The organism is Exiguobacterium sp. s89 (assembly GCF_018617735.1).
Classification (GTDB): domain Bacteria; phylum Bacillota; class Bacilli; order Exiguobacteriales; family Exiguobacteriaceae; genus Exiguobacterium; species Exiguobacterium marinum.
Genome location: NZ_JACSKS010000002.1, coordinates 550,146 through 570,899 on the forward strand (window position 1 = coordinate 550,146; position 20,754 = coordinate 570,899).

Consider the following 20,754-nt stretch of genomic DNA (forward strand, 5'->3'; position numbering starts at 1 on the left):
GATGCGTGTCACACAGACGATGCTCACACAGACGAACTTGAAGCATTTATCAAGTAGCTATAACACACTCGCTCGCGTCCATGAACAACTCATCAGCGGGAAACGGATTCAAAAAGCATCAGAGGACCCGGTCGTCGCGATGCAAGGGATCCGGTACCGGACGGAGGTGCGTGAAGTCGATCAATTCCGCCGTAACGTCAGCGAGGCGACAAGTTGGATGGACTTGACGGACTCGACGCTAAACGAAGTGACGGAAGCCGTCAAACGGATTCGTGAATTGACGACGCAAGCCGCGAACGATACGTATGAATCTTCGCAACGCGCCATCATCAAGAGTGAGGTCGACCAATTGATTGAACATATCGGCTCCCTCGCAAATTCGAAAGCGGGCGAGAAGTATATTTATAACGGAACGAAAACAGACCAACCGTTGATCGATATCGATAATCTTAAAGCGTACCTTGCTGATTCGAGTGCTACAGCAGACGTGAATACGATTTATACGGACGTTGCGGGAGCCCCGACAACGACTGGAAAAATTGAATTCGAGGTGTCAAAAGGTATCAAAGTGCAAGTGAACATGCAACCGGAGACAATCTTTGGGAAAGAGCTTTTCGAAGGTCTTCACAAATTGACGACGATGTTGAATGATCCAGCGACAGGCGGCGCCGACCTGTCGGCGGAACTCGACACGCTCGACACACTCGGTCAGAGCTTAATCACAGAACGCGCCGAACTCGGTGCCCGGGCGAACCGTTTGGAACTTGTAGATAATCGCTTGCAGGATCATGAAATCATTGCAAAAACGATCATGTCCGACAACGAAGATATCGATGTGGAGAAAGTCATCATGGAACTGAAGTCACATGAGACGGTCCACCGTGCAGCACTCTCTGCAGGTGCCCGCATCATCCAACCGACGCTCCTCGACTTTCTCCGGTAAGCGATCATGAATCTCGCAAGACTTGAGATGCGGCAGACATATGCCGCAATCCAGATGACTTCTAATCGTCCCGTGCTCGAGATGCGTCAAGGGCGTGCTGATCTTTCTATCCAGCAAGGGAAAGCCGAGATGACGCAACAGACGATACCGGGGAAGCTCGAGGTCGATTCATCGGTGGCGAGAAGCGAGAGCAACTTGAAAGGTGCGCTTGAACTCGGGAAATATCTCGGTCAGATGGGAGAGCAAGGTGCCCGTGAGGCGATGGCGAACATAGCCCGGGACGGGGACCGCCTCATGCGCATCGAGAACGGGAATCCGATCCCATCGATGGCAGCGGAAAAGGTGAACGACCCATACCCAATCGTCGAGATGGGTTATATGCCGAAATCGATTGACCGTGTCAAGTTGACGTATACGCCGGCGGATGTGAAAATCGAGTGGAATATCACACCACCCCAAATTGATGTATCCCTTACACCGACGGACATCTCATTTACGCCATGGACGACGGACATCTCGCTCCGTCAACAGGCGTCACTCGAGATATGGCCGGTCGGTGGGATGTATGATGAAACGCGTTGAAAGTGAGGACAATCCATGTTCATTGAAACAGATTACTTTGGCAAGGTTGAAATAAATGAAGCGGAGACGATCACGTTCGTCAGTGAGATTCCGGGATTCCCGGATTCGAAGACGTTCGTCTTGATTCCGTATGGTGAAGAGTTGCCGTTCTGGTCGCTTCAATCGATTGAGGAACAGGCTTGCGCGTTCGTCGTGACGAATCCGTTCTGGCATAAGTCGGACTATGCGTTCGAGTTGTCAGACGGTGCGAAAGACCAACTTGGAATCGAAGAAGCGGAACACGTATCGGTCTACTCCGTCGTCACGCTCCGTGAGCCGTTCGAGTCGTCGACGCTCAATTTGAAGGCACCGATCGTCATCGAGACGAAAGAACGTCGCGGGAAACAGGTCATCCTAGACGACGCCTTTCCGGCACGCTATCCGCTCGGCGGAACGAAAACGGAGGTGCGCTGATGCTCGTATTGAAACGGAAGCAAGGTGAGGCGATCCATATCGGGGACGATGTGACGCTCACGGTGCTCGCCATCGAAGGTGACCAAGTGAAGCTCGGCATCGATGCCCCGCGTCATATCGATATTCACCGTCATGAAGTGTATATTCAAATGCAGGAAGAAAACGAGTCGGCAAGAAACAGCGCTAACTTGATGAAGCAAATGATTAACAAGCAGTCGGAAGCGTGAGCTTTCGACTTTTTTTATGAAATCGATAAGTGGTGAATGACATTTCTTGATGAGTTGGGATAGGATAGAAACGGGAAGGGAAGGAGGAGAATTGGTGGGAGCGGTTATTAATCAATTTGTCATCAACATTAGTCTCATCTTTTTATTCATGTCGCTTACATTCTATGTGATGCGGACGGTCTTGCCGATTCAACGAACTTCTCCATTATTTGTCCGATTTTGGTTCGGGGTGTCGAATGGACTGACGGCGATTCTCCTGACGATCAATGCCATCGAACTCGGTGAGGCACGTATTGATTTCCGCCTCATCCCGATTGCGCTATCAGCGACCTACGCTGGGCCATTCGGGGCGATTGTCACGCTCGGACTTATCTTTATCGGACGTATGACGATCCATGGGATGAGTGCCCCGTTCGTTGACGCCATTCTCATGTTTATCGTCTTTTTCTTATTTTCTTTAGTGGTGTCCCGCGTGCTCATTAATCGGGTGAAAGGATACGCCGTCTACATCGGATTTGGTGCGTTACTCGTTTTGATCCAGGTGACGGGTAGTGTCGGGACAGGTGTATTTTTTAACGTGTTTGTCCCTTACTTTCTCATGTTATCGCTTGGTGCCTGGCTCTGTTATTGGGCGGCGAAAAAGCTTGAGACCCATCTATGGATGTTCCTTTTACATACACACCGGGCGACCATTGATGAATTGACGGGACTGCCGAATCGGTACCGAACACTCGAACAGATGAATGACTTAGAGATGTCCGGCAAACCTTGGACGCTACTTGTCATCGATGTCGATCATTTTAAACAGTTGAATGATACATATGGGCATTTGGCCGGCGATGCGGCGCTTCGTCATATTGGGCAGACGTTAGAACGGAATTGCCCCCCGTCAGGATTTGTCGGAAGATACGGTGGAGAAGAGTTCTTGCTTGTGATTGAGGGAAGTGAGGATGCGAAAGAAGTGGCGGAAGAGCTTGTTCAGACCGTGCGTCACACGATGTTTGAATGTCAAGGACAGGTCATTCCGATGACCATCTCGATTGGTGCAGCCGTCGCAGGACATGAATCGAGTATGGTCGTGTTCGAACGTGCGGATGAAGCCTTGTATGTAGCGAAGCGAAGTGGTCGAGATCAGGTAAGGTTCGCCTAAAAAATCCCCTATAACCGTTGGCAAATCCTGTCCAGCGGTTATAGGGGATTTCACGTTTAGTGAATATTCTTTTTCTTGAACTGTCCGCCTCGGACGTCGTGAATGTTACCGATAGCAAGAAAAGCTTTCTCGTCATAGTCATCGAGGATATCTTTCAGCTTCGTCTCCTCGAGTCGGCTGATGACGGTGAAGACGACTTTCTTTCCGTCTCCGGTATAGGCACCTTCTCCATGCAGATACGTCACGCCCCGACCGAGCCGGTCCATAATCGCTTGGCCGATTTCTTCAGGTGCCGTCGTGATGATCCACGCCGCTTTCGACTGATCAATCCCTTCCAAGACGACATCGATTGTTTTAAAAGCGATAAAATACGTGAGGAGCGAGTACATGGCCCGGTCCCAGCTGAAGACGAAACCGGCTGTCCCGAGAATGAAGATGTTGAAGAACATGACGATTTCACCGACCGAGAACGGTAAGCGGTTCGTAAAAGAGACGGCAAGAATCTCTGTCCCATCGAGTGAACCTCCTGCACGGATGACGAGCCCAATCCCGGCCCCGAGTAAAAAGCCACCGAAAACGGTCGACAACAAGAGGTCGTCGGTGAATGGCTTGATGTCATGAAGGACGATGGTGAAGGCCGACATGAGCAAGATTGCCGTCAATGTGACGACGGCGAACGTCTTCCCGATTTGTCGATACCCGAAATAGATGAACGGCAAGTTGAAGAGGACGAGCCAGATGGCGAGTTTCGTCTCGGTCAAATACGAGACGATAATCGAGACGCCGACGATCCCTCCGTCGATGATTTGGTTCGGAACGAGGAAGGCCTCCAAACCGACCGCGAAGACGAGGGAGCCGAGCAGTAAGAGGACGACTTTCGCAAACAGTTCGGATGCCTTGATCGGATTATGTTCGCGCCTTAAGCGCTGCACTTCCTCCGGTGTCGGGGAAGGCATGGGTGTACGCTGCATACGGGGTGCCCCCTTTCCATTTTCTTTAAGTATAGCAAACCTTCAAGGCATGTGAGCCGTCAAGGCAGGAAATCTGACATGGAAAGTGGAATGAGTCGATGCAAGAGAAAGGGGAAGATGGAGAATGTACGCACTGATTGGCAAGCTCGTCACGAAAGCGGGGCAACGCGACAGACTCGTGGCGATTTTATCGGAAGCAGCGCGTGAGATGGAGGCGACTTCGGACTGTGAATCGTATCGGGTCCACGTGTCGCTTGACGAGGCAGACACGGTTTTCGTATATGAAGTGTGGCGGAGTGAGGATGCGCATGCGGCGTCGTTGTCGCTTGCTGAAGTGAGGGCGTATATCGACCAGGCGAAGCCAATCCTCGAGCGGATGGAGCGGATCGCCGCGCTCGAACTACGGTCATGACAGAGGGTGAATGACGAGACGGATGGCTGAAAGCTGTCCGTTTTTATTGTAAGGGGAATCAGCAATTCGAAAAGAGACATGAAAAATCCCCTCGTTCATTAGAAACGAGGGGATGGTCATCAACTTGTTGTCAAACTGCCTTTGACTTTATCGTAGAAGTCATCCATCATACCGGTACGGCTACCGAGTTGGCAGATGAGTTCAAGTGTTTCTTTATAAAATTTCTTGACGAGCCCTTTGTTTTTGACGCCGTCCATCGATGCGAGCGTCTGATCGAGATTCTCTAAAATCTCTTTGATTTGTGCGTCCGAGTCCGGTTTGACGACCGTCATGTTTTCGGGGATGCTGACGACCTTCTCTTGACCTTGGTGGCGGAACGATGCGCCGAAGCCGAGGTTCTCGATGAAGAGGTGCGGCATCACTTTTTGACCGAAGAAATGCTTGTGCCAGTCAGATGCTTTCATCGTGTCCATATCTTGCTTGAACGTAGATGCTGTCGAGACGTATTGTTTAAACAAATCCGTCATGAATTTCTCGATGACCGGGATTTGCAGGGCGAAGACGTTTTTCAGGAGTGCGTCGAGCTGGGCGCGCGTCAAAGTAGTTTCGTTAGACATGTCAGTTCCTCTTTTCTATAGTACGTTATTACCATCGTATGGGATTGGCGGACAGTCGTCAATGTAAGGGGAAACATTTTTTCAGAATATTTAATGAAAAGTCATCGACTTATGGGATAATCAAGTGAAGACATTAACAAGTAGGGAGTGGTTCTTGTGAACAAATCGATGAAGTGGGCGCTCGCGCTCGGTGTGACCGGTGCGTTGGTGGCGACGGTCGGTGTCGTCTCGTCCCGGGGGCGGACGGAGGACACGACTCAGACGATCCGTGACCGTGAGCTCGGTTACGAGATCATTTTGCCATCGAAGATTGTCTCGGCGATCGAGCGGGGTGACGTCTATATCGAGAAGGCACAGGACGTTGTCGACATCGGGGACACGAAGAGCTACGGCACGTTCGATTTATACTATAACGTCGAAGACGGGGACGACCAACTGCTGTTCCACCTCGACTTGATCGACCGTGAGTTGACGGAAGAGGCGTTCGCGACAGAGGTCGGATACGGCAACTACCTCGGGGCGAACGATAAGACGTTCTTCTGGGTCGAACCGACCGAGGCCGTCCCGGGTGCCGAGGCACATACGGATGAGATTGCCGAGTTGATCGGGACGCTCCCTGAGCTAGAGTTTCGGACGTTATAATAGGGTCGTATGCGAAAGACATTACCGAGTCGAAGACGGGATTATACGGGCGGGTTGATTGTATCGCTCTCCTTGATCATCGTCATGTATGTGTTTGATCTGCCGAAGCTTGAAAGTTGGGTCACCTTGTTCACAATCGTGGTCATCTCGGTCACGATGCGAGAAATGACACAACTTTTTCAGAAATGAACGGAATGACTAAGAGACTGCTCGCTACGGCGGGCTTTTTCCTTTGTGCTACAATACAGATGAGGTGATGTGAATGAATTGGACAGTAGAAGAAGTAAGACAGGCAGATGACGTCAAGGTGTTAGAACAGGCGGTCAATACGAACGACAAGATCGATGTCAAAGTCGGTCAGGAGTCGGTCGGTCAGAACGATTATGCGGTATATGACGGGGAGACGCTCGTCGGCTATCTCATGCTCTTCCCGTATCTCCCGAACGAGTATGAGGTGAATGCGCTCGTCCACCCTGAATATCGGAAACAAGGTGTCTTCACGGCACTTCTCGAGACGGCGAAACAGGACGCGAAACTGAATGGTTGCGAAGCGTTCACGTTCGTCATCGACCGAAACTCGGCATCCGGGAAGGCGGCACTCGAACATCTTCAGGCGACGTACCAGTTCTCGGAATACAATCTCGTCTTGAAAAAGGCGGAGCTCTTCTTGAAGCCGGACGAGGTATCACTACGTGAGGCGACGGCAGACGACCGTCCGCTCATCATCGCGACGCTCAGCGAGGCGTTCGGTGACCCGGTCGATGTGACGGAAAACATCTATCAACAAATCGACACGCCAGATCGCGTGACGTATATCGGTGAAGTGGACGGCAAGCCAATCGGCGTGATTCGTGCCCTGCTCACAGGGGATGACGCGGCAAGCATCCATGCGTTCGGGGTCAAAGCAGGTGAGCAAGGCAAAGGCTACGGCACGAAAATGTTGAAACAGATGGTGCAACAACTGTTCCGCATGGGTCGGACGAAAGTCGAGCTCGATGTCGAGACGGAAAACAAGGCGGCGCTCGAGATTTATAAGCGTGCCGGTTTTGCGGAGAATGGCGGTTATGAGTTTTACATGATCGAATTATGAGGTGAACCACATGGTAAAAAATCTAAAATGGCTCGGCGCGGCGTTTGAAGCATTTCTCGGAATCCCACTTCTCGGTGGTCTGTTTATCATCAGTATGGGGTATTCGCCCCTCGGATTCATGTTCGTGTACCACGTGATCGTATTGATTCTGTCGTTCAGTCGACTGAATCGATTCTCGTACGGGGCGGCGGTCGGCATTGCGGCCTCAGTCCTCGGCTTTATCCCGTTTGTCGGGATGATGCTACACTGGGCAGCAGCGATCACACTCGCGATTGATGCGGCGACGACACCACGACGTATGATGCATGTCGAACGTGACGACGAAGCATTTTGACGAAACGTACTCCTTGACGGGGTACGTTTTTTCATTGACCAAACGTTCAACTGAAAACGCTATACATTCTTTGGAAAATGGACGATATAGTAAGTGATGAACACAATGAGGAGGAACAAACAGTGAAAGTATTTAAAAACTTTACGACGCAATTGCTCGCGTGGATTTTGGTCACATCCTTTATCACGGGCGGAGCGGTCGGCTACATCACCCTATTACTCTTGACGGAACTCGAGATGGAACAAGGTCAGGTCATGCTCGTCGGTACGGTCGCGGCGTTACTGATCTCGTCACTCGGCGGCATCGTCATCTACTTGATTGCCCGTCGACCACTAAAAGCGGTCGAAATGGCATCTGAAAAAGCCGTCGAAGTCGGGAACGGCGACTTGACGGTGCACTTCGCAGACGAGAAGACGACGGATCGTTCAGAAATGGGACGTTTACTCTTGTCGATGGACAACATGGTCGAACACCTTCGGGAACAAGGCACGAACATGCGTTACACGGCGGACCAATTGACTGGTTCGGCACAGGAAATCGCAGCTTCCGTTCAAGAAGGGAACGTGGCAGGCGAAAGTATTCGTTCTGCGATGGATTCCCTCAACAAAATGTTAGAAGACAACGTCAGTGCGACGTATAATTCGATGGACTTGCTCGGAGCGGTCGCGCGTACGATGGAGAGTATCCGTCAAGAGATGTCGTCGGCGCTTGATTCGGCGAGCGAGATGCAACAGGAAGCAGAGAGCGGGAAGGGTCTTGCGTCGTCTTCAGTTCATGCGATGCATGCGATTGCTGGGAAAGTCGAACAGTCATCGACGCTCAACAGCCAGTTGACAGAAATGACGGGTGAGATCTCACGTATCACGGATGTCATCAGTGACATCTCGGCACAGACAAACTTGCTTGCCTTAAACGCGTCGATCGAAGCGGCACGTGCCGGAGAGCATGGTCGTGGATTCGCCGTCGTAGCGGCAGAAGTGAAAAAGCTCGCGGAACAAACCGCGAACTCGACTCAAGAAATTACGGATCTCATCGTCGACGTGAAGCGTCTCGTTGGCGATACATCGTCTTCTATGGCGAACGTCAAAGCAGAAGTGGAGACAGGTGTCGGTTTAGTTGAAAAAGCGGGTGGTGCCTTCGCATCGATTCACAACTCAGCAAATAAAGTGTACAGCCATGTCCATTCGGTCGATTCACTCCTCGATGAGTCACGTGGTCAAATCGATTCGGTCGTGACAAACTCGGCAGGCATTGTTGGAATGGTCGAAGAAGCATCACGTTATGCGAATGAAGTGACGTCAGCGGCGAGCCAGCAAGCGGCAAGTCTTGGTGAAGTGAACGGGGCGATGACAGAGCTCGTTCGCGTCGCAGAGAGTTTGCAGAATGAGACGGAACAGATGAAGGTGGAAGTGTAAGAAGGTTGAAAACGTCCCAATGATGGGGCGTTTTTCATTACATAAATATAAAATTTGAAGAAATCATAAAAAAAGTTGTAAAAAGACTAAACTGCCGAGCCTTCACTCCGATATAGAGTATGGAAACGATAAAACGTTCCAACAAATGTAAGGTGAGGGGCCGGCCTAAACCTTACATGCTCGGACAAACGGATTTGGAAGAGCGGAAAAACTCAAACCTATGGAGGGAAATTACAATGATTATCAACCACAACCTTAATGCTATGAACGCACACCGTAACATGTCGTTCAACACAACTAACTCTGGGAAGGCAATGGAGAAACTTTCTTCAGGTCTTCGCATCAACCGTGCAGGCGATGACGCTGCTGGTCTTGCAATCTCTGAAAAAATGCGTGGACAAATTCGCGGTCTTGATCAAGCGTCACGTAACGCACAAGACGGAATCTCACTTATCCAAACAGCTGAAGGTGCATTGAACGAAACGCACTCAATCCTTCAACGTATGCGTGAACTTTCTGTTCAATCGTCAAACGACACGAACACAGATGAAGATCGTGCTGAGCTTCAAAAAGAAGTATCAGAATTGACAAGTGAAATCACACGTATCGCTGAAAACACAGAGTTCAACACGAAAACATTGATGGATGGTGGCTTCTCAGCTACAGGTCTTAAATTCCACATTGGTGCGAACTCTGGTCAAAACATCGAGTTGACAATTGCTGATATGACTGCATCTGGACTTGCTATTGACGCTGTTAACATCTCAACACAATCTGGTGCAAACGCAGCGATTACAACAATTAATACGGCAATTACAACAGTATCTTCTGAGCGTGCGAAACTTGGGGCAACACAAAACCGTCTTGAGCACACAATCAACAACTTGAACGTTGGCGCTGAAAACCTTCAAGCTGCTGAATCACGTGTCCGTGACGTAGATATGGCGAAAGAAATGATGAACTTCACGAAAAACAACATCTTGAACCAAGCTGCTCAAGCAATGCTTGCTCAAGCGAACCAACAGCCACAAGCTGTACTTCAGTTGTTACGTTAAGATTTTCTTAAAGTCACATACAAGGGGAACAGACATTACGTCTGTTTCCCTTTTTTTAAATAAATTAGTCAGTCTATCGATATTTGTATATTGAAATTGTATACTATACACAGATGAATTATAAATATAAGGAGTGCCTTATGTCACAATTTAAAAACATCGTAAAAGAGCTTCGTGACATCTCGAATCAGATGATCCTCCTCGTTGAAAATGAAGCGTGGGATGTATTTGATGAGATTGTTGAAATGATTCGTCTGTTTGGAGAAAACATTCATTCTAATGGGATTCGAACATCAGAACATGTATCTGAGCTTCAAACAATCAAAAAAGAGAACACGCAGTTATACGCCAATATTGTTTATGATAATTTGCAATTATTGATTATAGAATATGAATCATTATTAGCAGTAGAAAATCAAAATCAAATTGTCATTCCGTTTCGTTATCAAGAGAATGAGATGGCTCTTGTAAAGCAACAAAATGGAGACCATTACTTTTTAAATGAAACAGTTATGGAATATGAAAGTTTGCAGAAAAAAATAAATGATGACACGGAAGCAATTATCTTATTGGGATATGGTAGTGGACTGTTTCATGCTAACCTACTAAAAGATTATCATGTTTTGACGATTGACCCATTTGATCTATCGAAAAATGTTAAAAGTGAGGAAGTATTATCGTCCGAGGCCTCGAAGGAACATTACAAAGTATTGTTGCAGTCAAAATTTCAGTCATTTATCGGTTTAAAAACAGAGGTCATCAAACATCCTCTTTATGAAGATACAGAAGAATTAATAGACCTTTTAAAGTTAGTGCGAAATTATTTAAGCGAAAGTCGAATTGATTTAACGACACGTAAAGTGTATACGGAGAGTTGGTATCAAGAATCATTTCAAAATGTGAGCTACTTAAATCGGAATTCAATTCGTCTTTTTAACATCGATTGCCTCAAACATAAATATAAAGGAAGCCATGCGCTGATGATTGCAGGGGGTCCTTCACTAGAAGATGCAATCCCTTATCTTAAACAGGCTCAGCACGCTTACTATATCGTTGCGATTGGTCAGACAGTCAAAGTTCTTCTTGAGAATGGAATCCGACCGGACTTTGTCATATCGATTGACGCTGGAGAAGCTAACGCTCACTTTTTCAACGATATTGAAATTGATGTTCCGCTTGTCTATTCATTGCAAGTGAATCATCAGATTCCGCAACGAGCAAAGGGATTGTTGATTCCATATGCTGACGCACGAATTACTCAAGATTTACTGTCTTATTCAAAAACAGTGTTTAGTACTTATCCAACAGTAGCATTAGCAGCGGTTGCTTTTGCGAATTATTTAGATTTTGATTCGATTGGATTAATTGGGCAAGATTTAGCGTTGCGAGAAGGTGAATATTATAGTGCTTCTGTGAAACAGGTATCTTCTAACGATGGTCAGTTTAATAAAACGTTATACGACATACCATTAAACAATGGTGAGATGGGGAAAACGACACCAATTTTATTTGGTTTTTTAACTAGTTACCAAGCATTACTCAAGTCACACCCTGGATTGAGTAAAAAACTGGTCAACTATGCAGAAAAAGGTGCCCAGATTGATGAGGTACCTTATCAATCTCTTAAAACGCTCCACAACACACCGATTCAAAAACAGCAACTTGGACAAGTTAGAGAAGCAGAACTGAACGTTTCGATTGAACATGTTCAACAGTTACTAGATAGTGTGAGCGAGCGACTACAAACGCTTGAAAAACGATTGCGTCGCGTTATGAATCAAAAAGCGGTGACTGTCGATGAGTTTGAAAAAATGCTACGTGATTGGGATGCGATGATTGAAGCGCCATCTTTCCGCACACATATCATGCCGCTTCAACTCGTCAATTTATTAATCATTCAAAATAAAATTAAATTCCATAATCGATACAATCGAACGAGTGCATTACGTCTGTCGATTTTGTCGCGAATGTTTGAGTCGATTCAAGAGCTACAAACTCAACTTTACACTATAAAGCAAGCGTATGCAGAAACCATTAAGTAACAAGTAGAGCCTATAGTTTAATTATTTGAAATTGTTCATGTGAGAGGAAGTATATAAGTATGTTTACGAATCAGACAATTTTAGTCACGGGTGGTACAGGATCTTTTGGGAAAAAATTCATCTCCGCCGTATTAAAAAAAAATGTAAAAAAGGTCATCGTATTTAGTCGCGATGAACTAAAACAATATGAAATGGCACAAGAATTTACAGATTCCCGCATTCGCTTCTTCATTGGAGATGTTCGTGATAAAGAACGCCTCTATCGTGCATTTGATGGTGTGGATATTGTCATTCATGCTGCGGCGCTCAAACATGTCGGAGCTTGCGAGTATAATCCATTCGAGGCCGTAAAAACAAATATTCATGGTGCTCAAAATATTATTGAAGCGGCTATTGATCGTGGTGTCAAAAAAGTTATCGCACTAAGCACGGATAAGGCTGCAAGCCCAATTAACTTATATGGTGCAACTAAATTGGCATCAGATAAATTGTTTGTCGCAGGTAACTCATATGCCGGGGATAAAGACACACGATTTGCTGTCGTTCGATACGGTAACGTCGTCGGAAGCCGAGGCAGCGTTGTACCCTTCTTTAAGAAGTTGAAGCAAGACGGGGCAACGGTCATTCCAGTGACCGATGAACGAATGACTCGTTTTTGGATCACTCTAGAACAAGGTGTCCAGTTTGTTATCGATAGTTTGACACGTATGAACGGCGGAGAGATTTTTATTCCGAAAATTCCAAGTATGTCGATTCTTGATTTGGCTGAGGCGATTGCTCCGGAGTGCGATATCAAAATCGTGGGTATTCGTCCAGGTGAAAAATTGCATGAGGCGATGATTACGGAAGATGATGCGCGACACACGTTAGAGTATGACGATTATTTTGTCATTCAACCTGAGTTTCCTTGGTGGAGTGCAGAATATTCAAATGGCGGAAAATCATTACCAGAAGGGTTTACATACGTCAGTAATGTAAACAATCAGTGGTTATCGGTCGATGAATTAAGAGAGTTAGTGAAGTGAGGAAGACGGCATAGTCATTTTTTGATGAGAGGGAGTTTAGATTGATTGATCAACCTGTAAGAAACACGTTTCTGCCTTATGGCAGACAATGGATCGATGAAGAAGATATTCAAGCTGTGGTCGATACGTTACGAGGTGACTTTTTAACAACTGGTCCTGCTGTTGATGAGTTTGAACAAGCGATCGCTCAGTATGTTGGATCTCGGTATGCTGTCTCCTTTTCTAATGGGACGGCCGCCCTTCACGGTGCCTGTTTTGCAGCAGGAATTGGTGAAGGGGATGAAGTCATCACCACCCCGATGACTTTTGCAGCCAGTGCGAATTGTGTTCTTTATCAAAAAGGAACACCTGTATTTGCTGACATTGATCCAACGACGTATAACTTAGACCCGAATTCAATTGAGAAGGCTATCACTCCACGCACAAAAGCCATCATCCCTGTCCACTTTACAGGTCAACCTGCAGCGATGCAGGAGATTCATCGAATTGCCGAACAACATGACTTAGTCGTCATTGAAGATGCGGCTCATGCGTTAGGTGCCACCTATCAAGGGAAACGAATCGGTGCACTAAGTGATATGACGATGTTTAGTTTTCATCCTGTTAAACATATTACTTCCGGTGAAGGTGGCATCATCACGACAAATGATGAAGTGTACTATCGTAAATTATTACGATTTCGGACCCATGGAATTACAAAAAGTGCTGAACAGTTAGTTGATCACCATGGTCCTTGGTACTACGAAATGCAGTTTTTGGGTTTCAATTATCGAATGACAGATATTCAAGCTGTCCTTGGAACAAGCCAATTGAAGAAGATTGAACGATTTATTGAGTTACGAAAACACTATGTTTCTTTATATAATGAGGCATTTCGCAAGTTATCTGAAATTACGATACCGCATCAAGATGAAAGTGGAGAGTCAAGCTGGCACTTATATATCATTCGCTTAAATCAAAACCGGTTAAGCGGTTCACGGAAAGAACTGTTTGAGGCCTTACTAAATGAAAACATTGGAGTCAACGTCCACTATATTCCTGTTCATTGGATGCCATATTATCAAGAGCTAGGGTATGAAAAAGGGATTTGTCCACACGCAGAAACGCTATATGAAGATATCATTACACTCCCTCTATTTCCTGCGATGACTGAGGAAGATGTGTACGATGTGATCGATGCGGTGAAAAAAGTGTTAAAACGATATGGGAAGTGAAAAATGGCTATGAAAACGGTGGCGATTATTCAAGCACGGATGGGCTCAACGAGGCTTCCTGGGAAAATACTGATGAAACTGCAAGGCCGCACGGTGCTTGACCATGTTATTACTCGAGTAAAACAAGCGAAATTAATTGATGAAATCATCGTTGCAACGACAACACTGAGTGAAGACGATGTATTGTCGGAGGAAGCAAAGCGATATGGTGTTCGTGTGTATCGAGGAAGTTCAGATAATGTACTGAGTCGATACTACGAGGCAGCTATGGAAGCCGAAGCTGATGTGGTGATTCGAATCACTTCAGATTGTCCCTTGATAGACCCTTTTGTAATAGACCAAATGATTGAAACGTATCATAATAAACGATACGACATTGTAACAAATGCTGGCCAGGATTTGAGTAAAAGAACATTTCCACGAGGTTTAGATATTGAAATTTTCTCGAGTGAATTACTAAGCGATGCATTTAATAACTATAGTGAAGATTATCATATAGAACATGTCACACCCTATATGTATGAAAAAAGTCAAAATGTATATCATCACATTAACCAAATAAATTACTCTAACTATCGATTAACTTTAGATACTGAAGAAGATTTAGAACTGATTACAAGCATATATAAGAAACTATATACAGGAACTCACTCATTTTATTTATCTGAAATTTTAAATCTATTGGAAAATAATCCGGATCTAAGTATCATCAATTCTCATATTGAACAAAAAAAATATTAATGTAGATTTAGCAAAGGATATGTATTTGTATGAATATTATAATTTTCACTGAGGGTGGAAACGATAACGGATTTGGTCATATTTCTAGATGTAGTGCATTATATGATGAAATTGTATTGAGGGGATTGAATGCAAAACTCATTGTTAATACCGATTTAGAAAGAATTGAAATGTTATCCAATAAAGAATATGAGATAGCTGATTGGTTATCTTTATCCTATCTTGAAAGGAATTCATTTGACCAAACATATTGCATTATTGATTCATATTTTGCTGATATAGAAGTGCTTGAGTATATTAAGTTAAAATCAGTTAATTGTATGTATATTGATGATTACAATAGACTAAATTATCCAAAAGGAATTACTTTGACTCCTGCATTAATCAAAGAATCATCAGTTAAAAATAACGAGAATGAACTGAGCGGACCAGATTATATTATTTTGCGTAAAGAATTCACTAACAAGCGAGAAAGAATTATTAATAAGGATGTGAAAAAAGTCCTTGTTACTCTAGGTGGGTCAGACGCAAAAGGATTGACAGAAGAAATAATCAAGAAAGTGATTCCCCATTTTCCATTATTCTCTTTTGATATAGTGTTAGGGAACGGAAAAAGTAGTCTTGAACTTATAGACGGAAATAGAATCGAGAATGTAAATATTATAAATAATGCAAGTGCTTATGAAATGAAAGAATTAATGGTTAATTCCGATTTTTCTATTACTGCTGCTGGACAAACTGTATATGAATTAACTGCTACGAATACTCCTTTCATACCAATCAAAACTGCTGAAAATCAACAAAACAATATTAAAGGACTGTTTGATTTCAATGTAATTAATAGTTTGATTGACTCAGATGATCCTTTTTGGATTGAAAACATACTTTGTGAGATTAATAGTTTAAAAACTTATGACAGTAGATTAGAGTTCTATCATAGATCAAAAGGTTTAATTGATGGTCGTGGATGTAAGAGAATAGTTGATCGATTGTTAAAGTAGAGGTGTTTTTTGTAATGAGGATGATTTTTTGTGGTTTTGGTAAACTAGGAAAAGTTTGTTTAGATACTTTAATTCAAAACAAGTATGATGTTGTGTTTGTATTAACTCATAAAGACATGAGTGATCATAGTGTGGATTCATACTGTGAAGTTAATAATATCCCCTATTCGTATATAGACGTAAGGAAAGAAGGAAATAAGCTACTTGAACAAATCTTAATCGAGAATCCCGACTATCTAGTAAGTGTAAATTACAGATATATTTTACCTTCTAAAATCATTAATTCTGTAGAGGTGGCTTTAAACCTTCATGGATCATTATTGCCAAAATATAGAGGAAGAACCCCACACGTTTGGAGTATCATAAATGGCGAAACATACAGTGGTGTTACTTCGCACTTGATTGACGAAGGTGTAGATACTGGAAATATAATTAAGCAGATACGAATTAAAATTGAGGAAGATGATACTGGGTATGACTTGTTGATAAAATTTGAAAAAGAATACCCGGACTTACTATTAGACTCTTTGACAGATATACAGAGTGGAATATTGCCTAAAGTACAGAATGAAAGTCAAGGAAGTTACTTTGGAAGAAGAACTCCTGAAATGGGCTACATAGATTTTTTAAAAAATACTATTGAAGTAATTAACTTTGTGAGAGCACAAGCTAAACCATATCCAGGTGCTTATTATTATTTGAAGAATGGCAGTAAGATAATTATTCATAAAATAATTCAATGCTCTGATTCAATAAGTAAGTTGGACACTATTGGCGTAATTGAGAAAATCGATAATGACTACTATGTACGGTGTAAAGACAATATTTTAAAAATAGTTGACTATGAAATTATTTAAATGTGATTAACTACGAGGTGTATATAAGGATGCCTATTAATATTCAAGATATTTTTACAAGGAACAATAAAAGTACATTTATTATCGCAGAATTATCGGCGAACCATAATCAAGATATTCAGCTCGCACTTGATACAATAAAAGCTGCAAAGGATTCTGGTGCAGATGCAATTAAGTTACAAACTTATACTCCTGACACAATTACCATCCAATCAAATAAAGAATATTTTACAATTAAAAGTGGTACGATTTGGGATGGTCGGACACTTTATGATTTGTATCAAGAAGCCTATACACCATGGGAATGGCATAAAGAGTTGATGGACTATGCAAAAGAGTTGGATATCATTTGTTTTTCAAGTCCTTTCGACCCTACTGCTGTGGATCTATTAGAAAGCTTACAGGTACCTGCGTACAAAATTGCTTCATTTGAAATCACTGATTTACCACTCATTGAGTATGTTGCCTCCAAGAACAAACCAATCATCATCTCAACTGGAATTGCAACGCTCCAAGAAATTGAAGATGCAGTATCCGTCTGTCGTAAAGTTGGAAACGAGCAAATCATACTATTGAAATGTACGTCAGCCTACCCAGCAAAAGTTGAGGATGCGAATCTCTTAACGATGCAAAATATGAAAGAAACTTTTGGTGTCGAAGTCGGCTTGTCTGATCACACGCTAGGAATCACTGCCCCGATTGTCTCAGTTGCGCTAGGAGCGAAAGTGATTGAAAAGCATTTTATTTTAGATAAAACAATTGGTGGTCCAGATGCTAGTTTTTCCTTAGAGCCTCATGAGTTTAAATCGATGGTAGATGCTGTTCGAGAAGCGGAACAAGCGTTAGGACGAGTCGATTATCAATTAAACGAGAAAAAAGTGAAAAATCGTGAGTTCGCACGTTCTTTATTTGTGGTGAAAGATATTCAAGCTGGGGAAGTCTTCACGACTGAACATGTAAGGTCAATTCGTCCGGGACATGGATTGGCTCCGAAACATATCGATTCCATTCTTGGTAAAGTGGCTAGGAAAGATATCGAGCGTGGAGCGCCGATGAGTTGGGATTTGATTAAGTAAATAAAGTGATGGTCGAGGCGACGGGTTACGTCGCCTCTTTATTATGTGTGGGAAAGAAGAAACTTAAGGAAATAGTATTTTGACCGATATAAGAAATGAGACCATAACATGTGAGGGAGTAGAAGACTATGAATCCGACCATTTCTGAAGTCAGACTTCACTTGCCTTCTTCTGTATTACCGTATGAGCAGACTAAAAATGTGTTCGTTGAAGCCAATCAAGCTCAACTCGCCGATGAAGGTATTGTTATTCTTCCGACGCCTCAACACATTACAAAGTTAGAGGCAGCGGTCGAGAAGGCGAATCAAGTCCTTGAAAATCAACGTACCGGTTTGAAATTTATGAAACACGAAAAACTGAATGATTATTATATTCAAATCGTCGATGCGAACAATGAAGTGATCCGTGAGATTCCGAGTAAGAAATCAATGGATTTCTTTGCGGCGTTTATGGAGTTTAATCATTTATTCGACGAACGGATATAAAAAAGGAGTGGGCATATGACATCACCAATTCGATTTGGCGGATTAGCCAGTGGGATCGATACCGATAGTATCATTAAACAAATGATGCAAGCAGAACGAATTCCAGTAGATCGTTTAGAACAAAAAAAACAAGTGACCGAATGGCGACGTGACTCTTATCGTGAAGTCAACCGCTCACTGTTAGCATTACGAAACAGCGCGGTCGATATGATGTTCAGTCGAAACTATTACGCTAAAACGGCTTCATCCTCTGATGAATCGCGTGTATCTGTCGTCGCGGGTCCATCAAGTGGAAATGCGTCGCTTACCATCAACTCAGCAACGTTAGCGACCTCAGCTTCTCATGTCGCAGTGGCAAATGGCGGAGGTATCACAAATAACACGGCAGTTTCTACACTCGGGTTAGAAGTGGGGATTCGGAAACAAACGTTAACTGCGGGAACAACTGAACTCACAGTGAAACCTTTACCGAATAATCCGCCAACTTTTACAGATAAAGATGGAAATGCGATTTCATTGGCTCATACGTACGATGCGGCGACTGGGAAAATTACTTTCGATAGTGGGGTGACGATCCCTGAAGGTGCACAAGTCGTGTATGAAGCCGGATATCAAGTTCGTTTCCGTAACGAAGACGGTGGAGCTTTACAGACAGTATACGTTGATGAGAATGCTAAGTTTAAAGATCTAGTCACTGCAATGAATGGCACGAAGACGGGAATTAGTACGTTCTTTGATGAAGCTTCAGGACAGATTTCATTAACACGTAAAAGCACGGGCGTGAAATCGATTATCGAATTTGAAGACACTGCAGCTAAAACACTATTTGGTCTAAGCGGATCCGTAGCAGGGACGAATGCATCTGTGGATGTGAACGGCATTACGTTGACCCAAAGTTCGAACACATTCACGATTGATAACATGACCATTACATTGAAGTCCTCATTCAATGATGGGACAAAAGTGAACTTATCCGCTGCGACAGACACTCAAAAAATATTTGACGGAATCAAAGGGTTCGTTGATAAATATAACGAGACTATCGACCTCATGAACAACAAGACACGGGAAGAACGATTCCGTTCGTTTTCACCATTGACTCAAGCTCAGCGTGATGAGTTATCTGAAGACGAAATCAAGAAGTGGGAAGAAAAAGCGATGAGCGGTATGCTCCGCGGTGATACGATTTTACGCGGAACCATGGACAATCTTCGGAGCAAGTGGTCGAGTGCTACTGCTGCATCGAATGACATCGACATGTCACGATTGTTCCAAATCGGCCTTTCGACTGGAGCGGATTTCACCAATGGTGGTAAAATTGAACTCGATGAAGAGAAGCTAAAAGCGGCAATCGAAAAAGATCCGGAGCAAGTATATCAGTTGTTTACAGATGCTGAAACTGGATTATTGCCACAAATCCGAGATGCTGCCAAAGATTCACGCGATACGATTACACGAATCGCAGGAGCTGAAGGTTCTGGCGCACAAACCCATTCGATGGGTAAAGAAATGACCGATATTGATTCGCGTATCAAGCGATTAAATGATCTACTCATCGATAAAGAAAACGCTTATTACCGTCGTTTCACAGCGATGGAAACAGCGATGAACCAAGCGAATGCTCAAGCGGCATCGTTGTCACAGTTTTTAGGCGGAGGCATGTAAGAGGAGGAGTTTAAATGGTAGCCAATCCATATGCAGCATATCAAAACAATGCGGTCACGACCGCGAACCCACAGGAACTGACGCTTATGCTTTATGACGGGGCGCTCAAGTTCATGCGCCTCGCCAAGCTTGCAATCGACCAGGGCAACCCTGACTTGAAGAACATCAACATCCAAAAGACGCAAGCGATCTTCCAAGAGCTTCGTCTCACACTGAATAAAGACATCGCCATCTCGATGAACTTAGATTCACTCTATGAGTACATGTGGCGCCGTCTCGTCGATGCGAACGTCAAGAATGATACGACCATCCTCGACGAAGTGCTCGACTTCACGACGGAACTCCGCGACACGTGGAAGGAAGCGATGAAACTCGCGAAGCAGTCATGATGCCGATTGATGAAATCATCTTAAAGACGCAACGCTTAAAAGAGTTGCTGGCGCAAGTCCCGGAAGAACCCACGTACGATTCATGGATTGAACAAATCCATGAGCTTTTGGACGACCGAGAACAGTTGCTTGCGGCACACGGTCCTGACCTGGAGAAAGCCGACCAAACGGTCCTCAGGCAACTCGTCGACGACAGTCAAAAGATTTCTCGTCTGATTGAAGCCGAACACCAGCGTCTCGGGATGACGCTTGGGACAGCACGGATGGAACGGAAGACAGTCAAGTCGTACGTTGACCCATATGAGGACGTCGATTCTAACTTCTCGGGTCTATTCGACCAACAGACATAACAAAGCTCGAAGGCATGC

25 protein-coding genes are annotated in these 20,754 nt (G+C 44.4%); 23 read left to right on the plus strand and 2 right to left on the minus strand.

Annotated features, from left to right (window positions below):
• Window position 1: 1 nt before the first annotated feature.
• From flgL to KNO96_RS08760, 5 genes are all read left to right on the plus strand, one after another.
• Entirely contained in the window at window positions 2–943 is a 942-nt protein-coding gene (gene flgL / locus KNO96_RS08740) for a flagellar hook-associated protein FlgL (RefSeq protein ID WP_214703388.1), read from the plus strand.
• Between the two features lie 6 nt (window positions 944–949).
• Complete coding sequence (locus tag KNO96_RS08745; protein ID WP_214703389.1) at window positions 950–1,525, plus strand: DUF6470 family protein; 576 nt, start codon at window positions 950–952, stop codon at window positions 1,523–1,525.
• Between the two features lie 15 nt (window positions 1,526–1,540).
• Window positions 1,541–1,978, plus strand: a complete 438-nt coding sequence (gene fliW, locus KNO96_RS08750) for a flagellar assembly protein FliW (protein WP_026825387.1) — start codon at window positions 1,541–1,543, stop codon at window positions 1,976–1,978.
• On the plus strand, window positions 1,978–2,205 hold the full coding sequence (gene csrA, locus KNO96_RS08755; RefSeq protein ID WP_026825388.1) for a carbon storage regulator CsrA: 228 nt from the start codon (window positions 1,978–1,980) through the stop codon (window positions 2,203–2,205). The genes fliW and csrA overlap by 1 nt, the downstream gene beginning before the upstream one ends.
• A gap of 94 nt (window positions 2,206–2,299) precedes the next feature.
• Entirely contained in the window at window positions 2,300–3,355 is a 1,056-nt protein-coding gene (locus KNO96_RS08760; RefSeq protein ID WP_214703390.1) for a GGDEF domain-containing protein, read from the plus strand.
• A gap of 56 nt (window positions 3,356–3,411) precedes the next feature.
• Here KNO96_RS08760 and KNO96_RS08765 read toward each other — a convergent pair whose 3' ends face one another.
• Complete coding sequence (locus tag KNO96_RS08765; RefSeq protein ID WP_026825390.1) at window positions 3,412–4,326, minus strand: YitT family protein; 915 nt, start codon at window positions 4,324–4,326, stop codon at window positions 3,412–3,414.
• A 124-nt stretch (window positions 4,327–4,450) separates the two neighbouring features.
• On the opposite strand from KNO96_RS08765, the gene KNO96_RS08770 reads away from it, so the two are divergent.
• A complete protein-coding gene (locus tag KNO96_RS08770; RefSeq protein ID WP_026825391.1) occupies window positions 4,451–4,738 on the plus strand; it encodes a putative quinol monooxygenase in 288 nt (95 codons plus the stop codon).
• Window positions 4,739–4,857: 119 nt separating this feature from the next.
• Here the strand turns inward: KNO96_RS08770 and KNO96_RS08775 are convergent, their stop codons facing one another.
• On the minus strand, window positions 4,858–5,355 hold the full coding sequence (locus KNO96_RS08775; RefSeq protein WP_026825392.1) for a hypothetical protein: 498 nt from the start codon (window positions 5,353–5,355) through the stop codon (window positions 4,858–4,860).
• 156 nt (window positions 5,356–5,511) lie between these two features.
• Between KNO96_RS08775 and KNO96_RS08780 the strand changes: the two genes are divergently transcribed.
• The 17 genes from KNO96_RS08780 to fliT all read left to right on the plus strand — a co-directional run bounded on the left by KNO96_RS08780 (window position 5,512) and on the right by fliT (window position 20,736).
• Window positions 5,512–5,997 carry a hypothetical protein gene (locus tag KNO96_RS08780; protein ID WP_214703391.1) on the plus strand — a complete coding sequence of 162 codons (486 nt, stop codon included), beginning with the start codon at window positions 5,512–5,514 and terminating at the stop codon, window positions 5,995–5,997.
• Window positions 5,998–6,006: 9 nt separating this feature from the next.
• Window positions 6,007–6,186, plus strand: coding sequence for a hypothetical protein (locus KNO96_RS08785; RefSeq protein WP_214703392.1), 180 nt, complete (start codon window positions 6,007–6,009; stop codon window positions 6,184–6,186).
• A 73-nt stretch (window positions 6,187–6,259) separates the two neighbouring features.
• On the plus strand, window positions 6,260–7,087 hold the full coding sequence (locus tag KNO96_RS08790; protein ID WP_214703393.1) for a GNAT family N-acetyltransferase: 828 nt from the start codon (window positions 6,260–6,262) through the stop codon (window positions 7,085–7,087).
• Between the two features lie 10 nt (window positions 7,088–7,097).
• On the plus strand, window positions 7,098–7,421 hold the full coding sequence (locus tag KNO96_RS08795; protein ID WP_034770911.1) for a hypothetical protein: 324 nt from the start codon (window positions 7,098–7,100) through the stop codon (window positions 7,419–7,421).
• Window positions 7,422–7,543: 122 nt separating this feature from the next.
• Window positions 7,544–8,836 carry a methyl-accepting chemotaxis protein gene (locus KNO96_RS08800; RefSeq protein WP_214703394.1) on the plus strand — a complete coding sequence of 431 codons (1,293 nt, stop codon included), beginning with the start codon at window positions 7,544–7,546 and terminating at the stop codon, window positions 8,834–8,836.
• A 236-nt stretch (window positions 8,837–9,072) separates the two neighbouring features.
• On the plus strand, window positions 9,073–9,891 hold the full coding sequence (locus KNO96_RS08805) for a flagellin N-terminal helical domain-containing protein (protein WP_214703395.1): 819 nt from the start codon (window positions 9,073–9,075) through the stop codon (window positions 9,889–9,891).
• Window positions 9,892–10,031: 140 nt separating this feature from the next.
• Window positions 10,032–11,933, plus strand: coding sequence for a motility associated factor glycosyltransferase family protein (locus KNO96_RS08810; RefSeq protein ID WP_214703396.1), 1,902 nt, complete (start codon window positions 10,032–10,034; stop codon window positions 11,931–11,933).
• Window positions 11,934–11,992: 59 nt separating this feature from the next.
• Window positions 11,993–12,958, plus strand: a complete 966-nt coding sequence (gene pseB / locus KNO96_RS08815; RefSeq protein ID WP_214703397.1) for a UDP-N-acetylglucosamine 4,6-dehydratase (inverting) — start codon at window positions 11,993–11,995, stop codon at window positions 12,956–12,958.
• A 41-nt stretch (window positions 12,959–12,999) separates the two neighbouring features.
• On the plus strand, window positions 13,000–14,172 hold the full coding sequence (pseC, locus tag KNO96_RS08820) for a UDP-4-amino-4,6-dideoxy-N-acetyl-beta-L-altrosamine transaminase (RefSeq protein ID WP_214703398.1): 1,173 nt from the start codon (window positions 13,000–13,002) through the stop codon (window positions 14,170–14,172).
• A 3-nt stretch (window positions 14,173–14,175) separates the two neighbouring features.
• A complete protein-coding gene (locus KNO96_RS08825; protein ID WP_251125097.1) occupies window positions 14,176–14,913 on the plus strand; it encodes a cytidylyltransferase domain-containing protein in 738 nt (245 codons plus the stop codon).
• Between the two features lie 29 nt (window positions 14,914–14,942).
• Window positions 14,943–15,914 (plus strand): PseG/SpsG family protein, encoded by a 972-nt coding sequence (locus tag KNO96_RS08830; RefSeq protein ID WP_214703399.1) that lies wholly within the window; start codon window positions 14,943–14,945, stop codon window positions 15,912–15,914.
• 14 nt (window positions 15,915–15,928) lie between these two features.
• The gene (locus tag KNO96_RS08835; protein WP_214703400.1) at window positions 15,929–16,771 is read left to right on the plus strand and encodes a methionyl-tRNA formyltransferase; all 843 of its coding nucleotides are present in this window, start codon (window positions 15,929–15,931) and stop codon (window positions 16,769–16,771) included.
• A 29-nt stretch (window positions 16,772–16,800) separates the two neighbouring features.
• Window positions 16,801–17,847, plus strand: coding sequence for a pseudaminic acid synthase (pseI, locus tag KNO96_RS08840; RefSeq protein WP_214703401.1), 1,047 nt, complete (start codon window positions 16,801–16,803; stop codon window positions 17,845–17,847).
• A gap of 128 nt (window positions 17,848–17,975) precedes the next feature.
• The gene (locus KNO96_RS08845) at window positions 17,976–18,332 is read left to right on the plus strand and encodes a flagellar protein FlaG (protein ID WP_214699540.1); all 357 of its coding nucleotides are present in this window, start codon (window positions 17,976–17,978) and stop codon (window positions 18,330–18,332) included.
• A gap of 15 nt (window positions 18,333–18,347) precedes the next feature.
• Window positions 18,348–19,997: a flagellar filament capping protein FliD gene (gene fliD, locus KNO96_RS08850; RefSeq protein WP_214703402.1), complete on the plus strand. Its 1,650-nt coding sequence runs from the start codon at window positions 18,348–18,350 to the stop codon at window positions 19,995–19,997.
• 14 nt (window positions 19,998–20,011) lie between these two features.
• Complete coding sequence (fliS, locus tag KNO96_RS08855; RefSeq protein ID WP_214703403.1) at window positions 20,012–20,386, plus strand: flagellar export chaperone FliS; 375 nt, start codon at window positions 20,012–20,014, stop codon at window positions 20,384–20,386.
• On the plus strand, window positions 20,386–20,736 hold the full coding sequence (fliT, locus tag KNO96_RS08860; RefSeq protein ID WP_251125096.1) for a flagellar protein FliT: 351 nt from the start codon (window positions 20,386–20,388) through the stop codon (window positions 20,734–20,736). Before fliS ends, fliT begins: the two co-directional genes overlap by 1 nt.
• The last annotated feature ends 18 nt before the right edge of the window (window positions 20,737–20,754 follow it).

Bases quoted from the DNA above. Each gene is read 5' to 3' on its own strand.
- KNO96_RS08845 (WP_214699540.1), top strand. From the start codon at position 17,976: ATGAATCCGACCATTTCTGAAGTCAGACTTCACTTGCCTTCTTCTGTA.
- KNO96_RS08825 (WP_251125097.1), top strand. From the start codon at position 14,176: ATGGCTATGAAAACGGTGGCGATTATTCAAGCACGGATGGGCTCAACG.
- pseB (WP_214703397.1), top strand. From the start codon at position 11,993: ATGTTTACGAATCAGACAATTTTAGTCACGGGTGGTACAGGATCTTTT.
- KNO96_RS08805 (WP_214703395.1), top strand. From the start codon at position 9,073: ATGATTATCAACCACAACCTTAATGCTATGAACGCACACCGTAACATG.
- KNO96_RS08835 (WP_214703400.1), top strand. From the start codon at position 15,929: ATGAGGATGATTTTTTGTGGTTTTGGTAAACTAGGAAAAGTTTGTTTA.
- KNO96_RS08830 (WP_214703399.1), top strand. From the start codon at position 14,943: ATGAATATTATAATTTTCACTGAGGGTGGAAACGATAACGGATTTGGT.
- KNO96_RS08790 (WP_214703393.1), top strand. From the start codon at position 6,260: ATGAATTGGACAGTAGAAGAAGTAAGACAGGCAGATGACGTCAAGGTG.
- pseI (WP_214703401.1), top strand. From the start codon at position 16,801: ATGCCTATTAATATTCAAGATATTTTTACAAGGAACAATAAAAGTACA.
- fliD (WP_214703402.1), top strand. From the start codon at position 18,348: ATGACATCACCAATTCGATTTGGCGGATTAGCCAGTGGGATCGATACC.
- fliT (WP_251125096.1), top strand. From the start codon at position 20,386: ATGCCGATTGATGAAATCATCTTAAAGACGCAACGCTTAAAAGAGTTG.
- KNO96_RS08775 (WP_026825392.1), bottom strand. From the start codon at position 5,355: ATGTCTAACGAAACTACTTTGACGCGCGCCCAGCTCGACGCACTCCTG.
- KNO96_RS08810 (WP_214703396.1), top strand. From the start codon at position 10,032: ATGTCACAATTTAAAAACATCGTAAAAGAGCTTCGTGACATCTCGAAT.
- KNO96_RS08770 (WP_026825391.1), top strand. From the start codon at position 4,451: ATGTACGCACTGATTGGCAAGCTCGTCACGAAAGCGGGGCAACGCGAC.
- csrA (WP_026825388.1), top strand. From the start codon at position 1,978: ATGCTCGTATTGAAACGGAAGCAAGGTGAGGCGATCCATATCGGGGAC.
- KNO96_RS08745 (WP_214703389.1), top strand. From the start codon at position 950: ATGAATCTCGCAAGACTTGAGATGCGGCAGACATATGCCGCAATCCAG.
- KNO96_RS08785 (WP_214703392.1), top strand. From the start codon at position 6,007: ATGCGAAAGACATTACCGAGTCGAAGACGGGATTATACGGGCGGGTTG.
- KNO96_RS08795 (WP_034770911.1), top strand. From the start codon at position 7,098: ATGGTAAAAAATCTAAAATGGCTCGGCGCGGCGTTTGAAGCATTTCTC.
- KNO96_RS08765 (WP_026825390.1), bottom strand. From the start codon at position 4,326: ATGCAGCGTACACCCATGCCTTCCCCGACACCGGAGGAAGTGCAGCGC.
- fliW (WP_026825387.1), top strand. From the start codon at position 1,541: ATGTTCATTGAAACAGATTACTTTGGCAAGGTTGAAATAAATGAAGCG.
- fliS (WP_214703403.1), top strand. From the start codon at position 20,012: ATGGTAGCCAATCCATATGCAGCATATCAAAACAATGCGGTCACGACC.
- flgL (WP_214703388.1), top strand. From the start codon at position 2: ATGCGTGTCACACAGACGATGCTCACACAGACGAACTTGAAGCATTTA.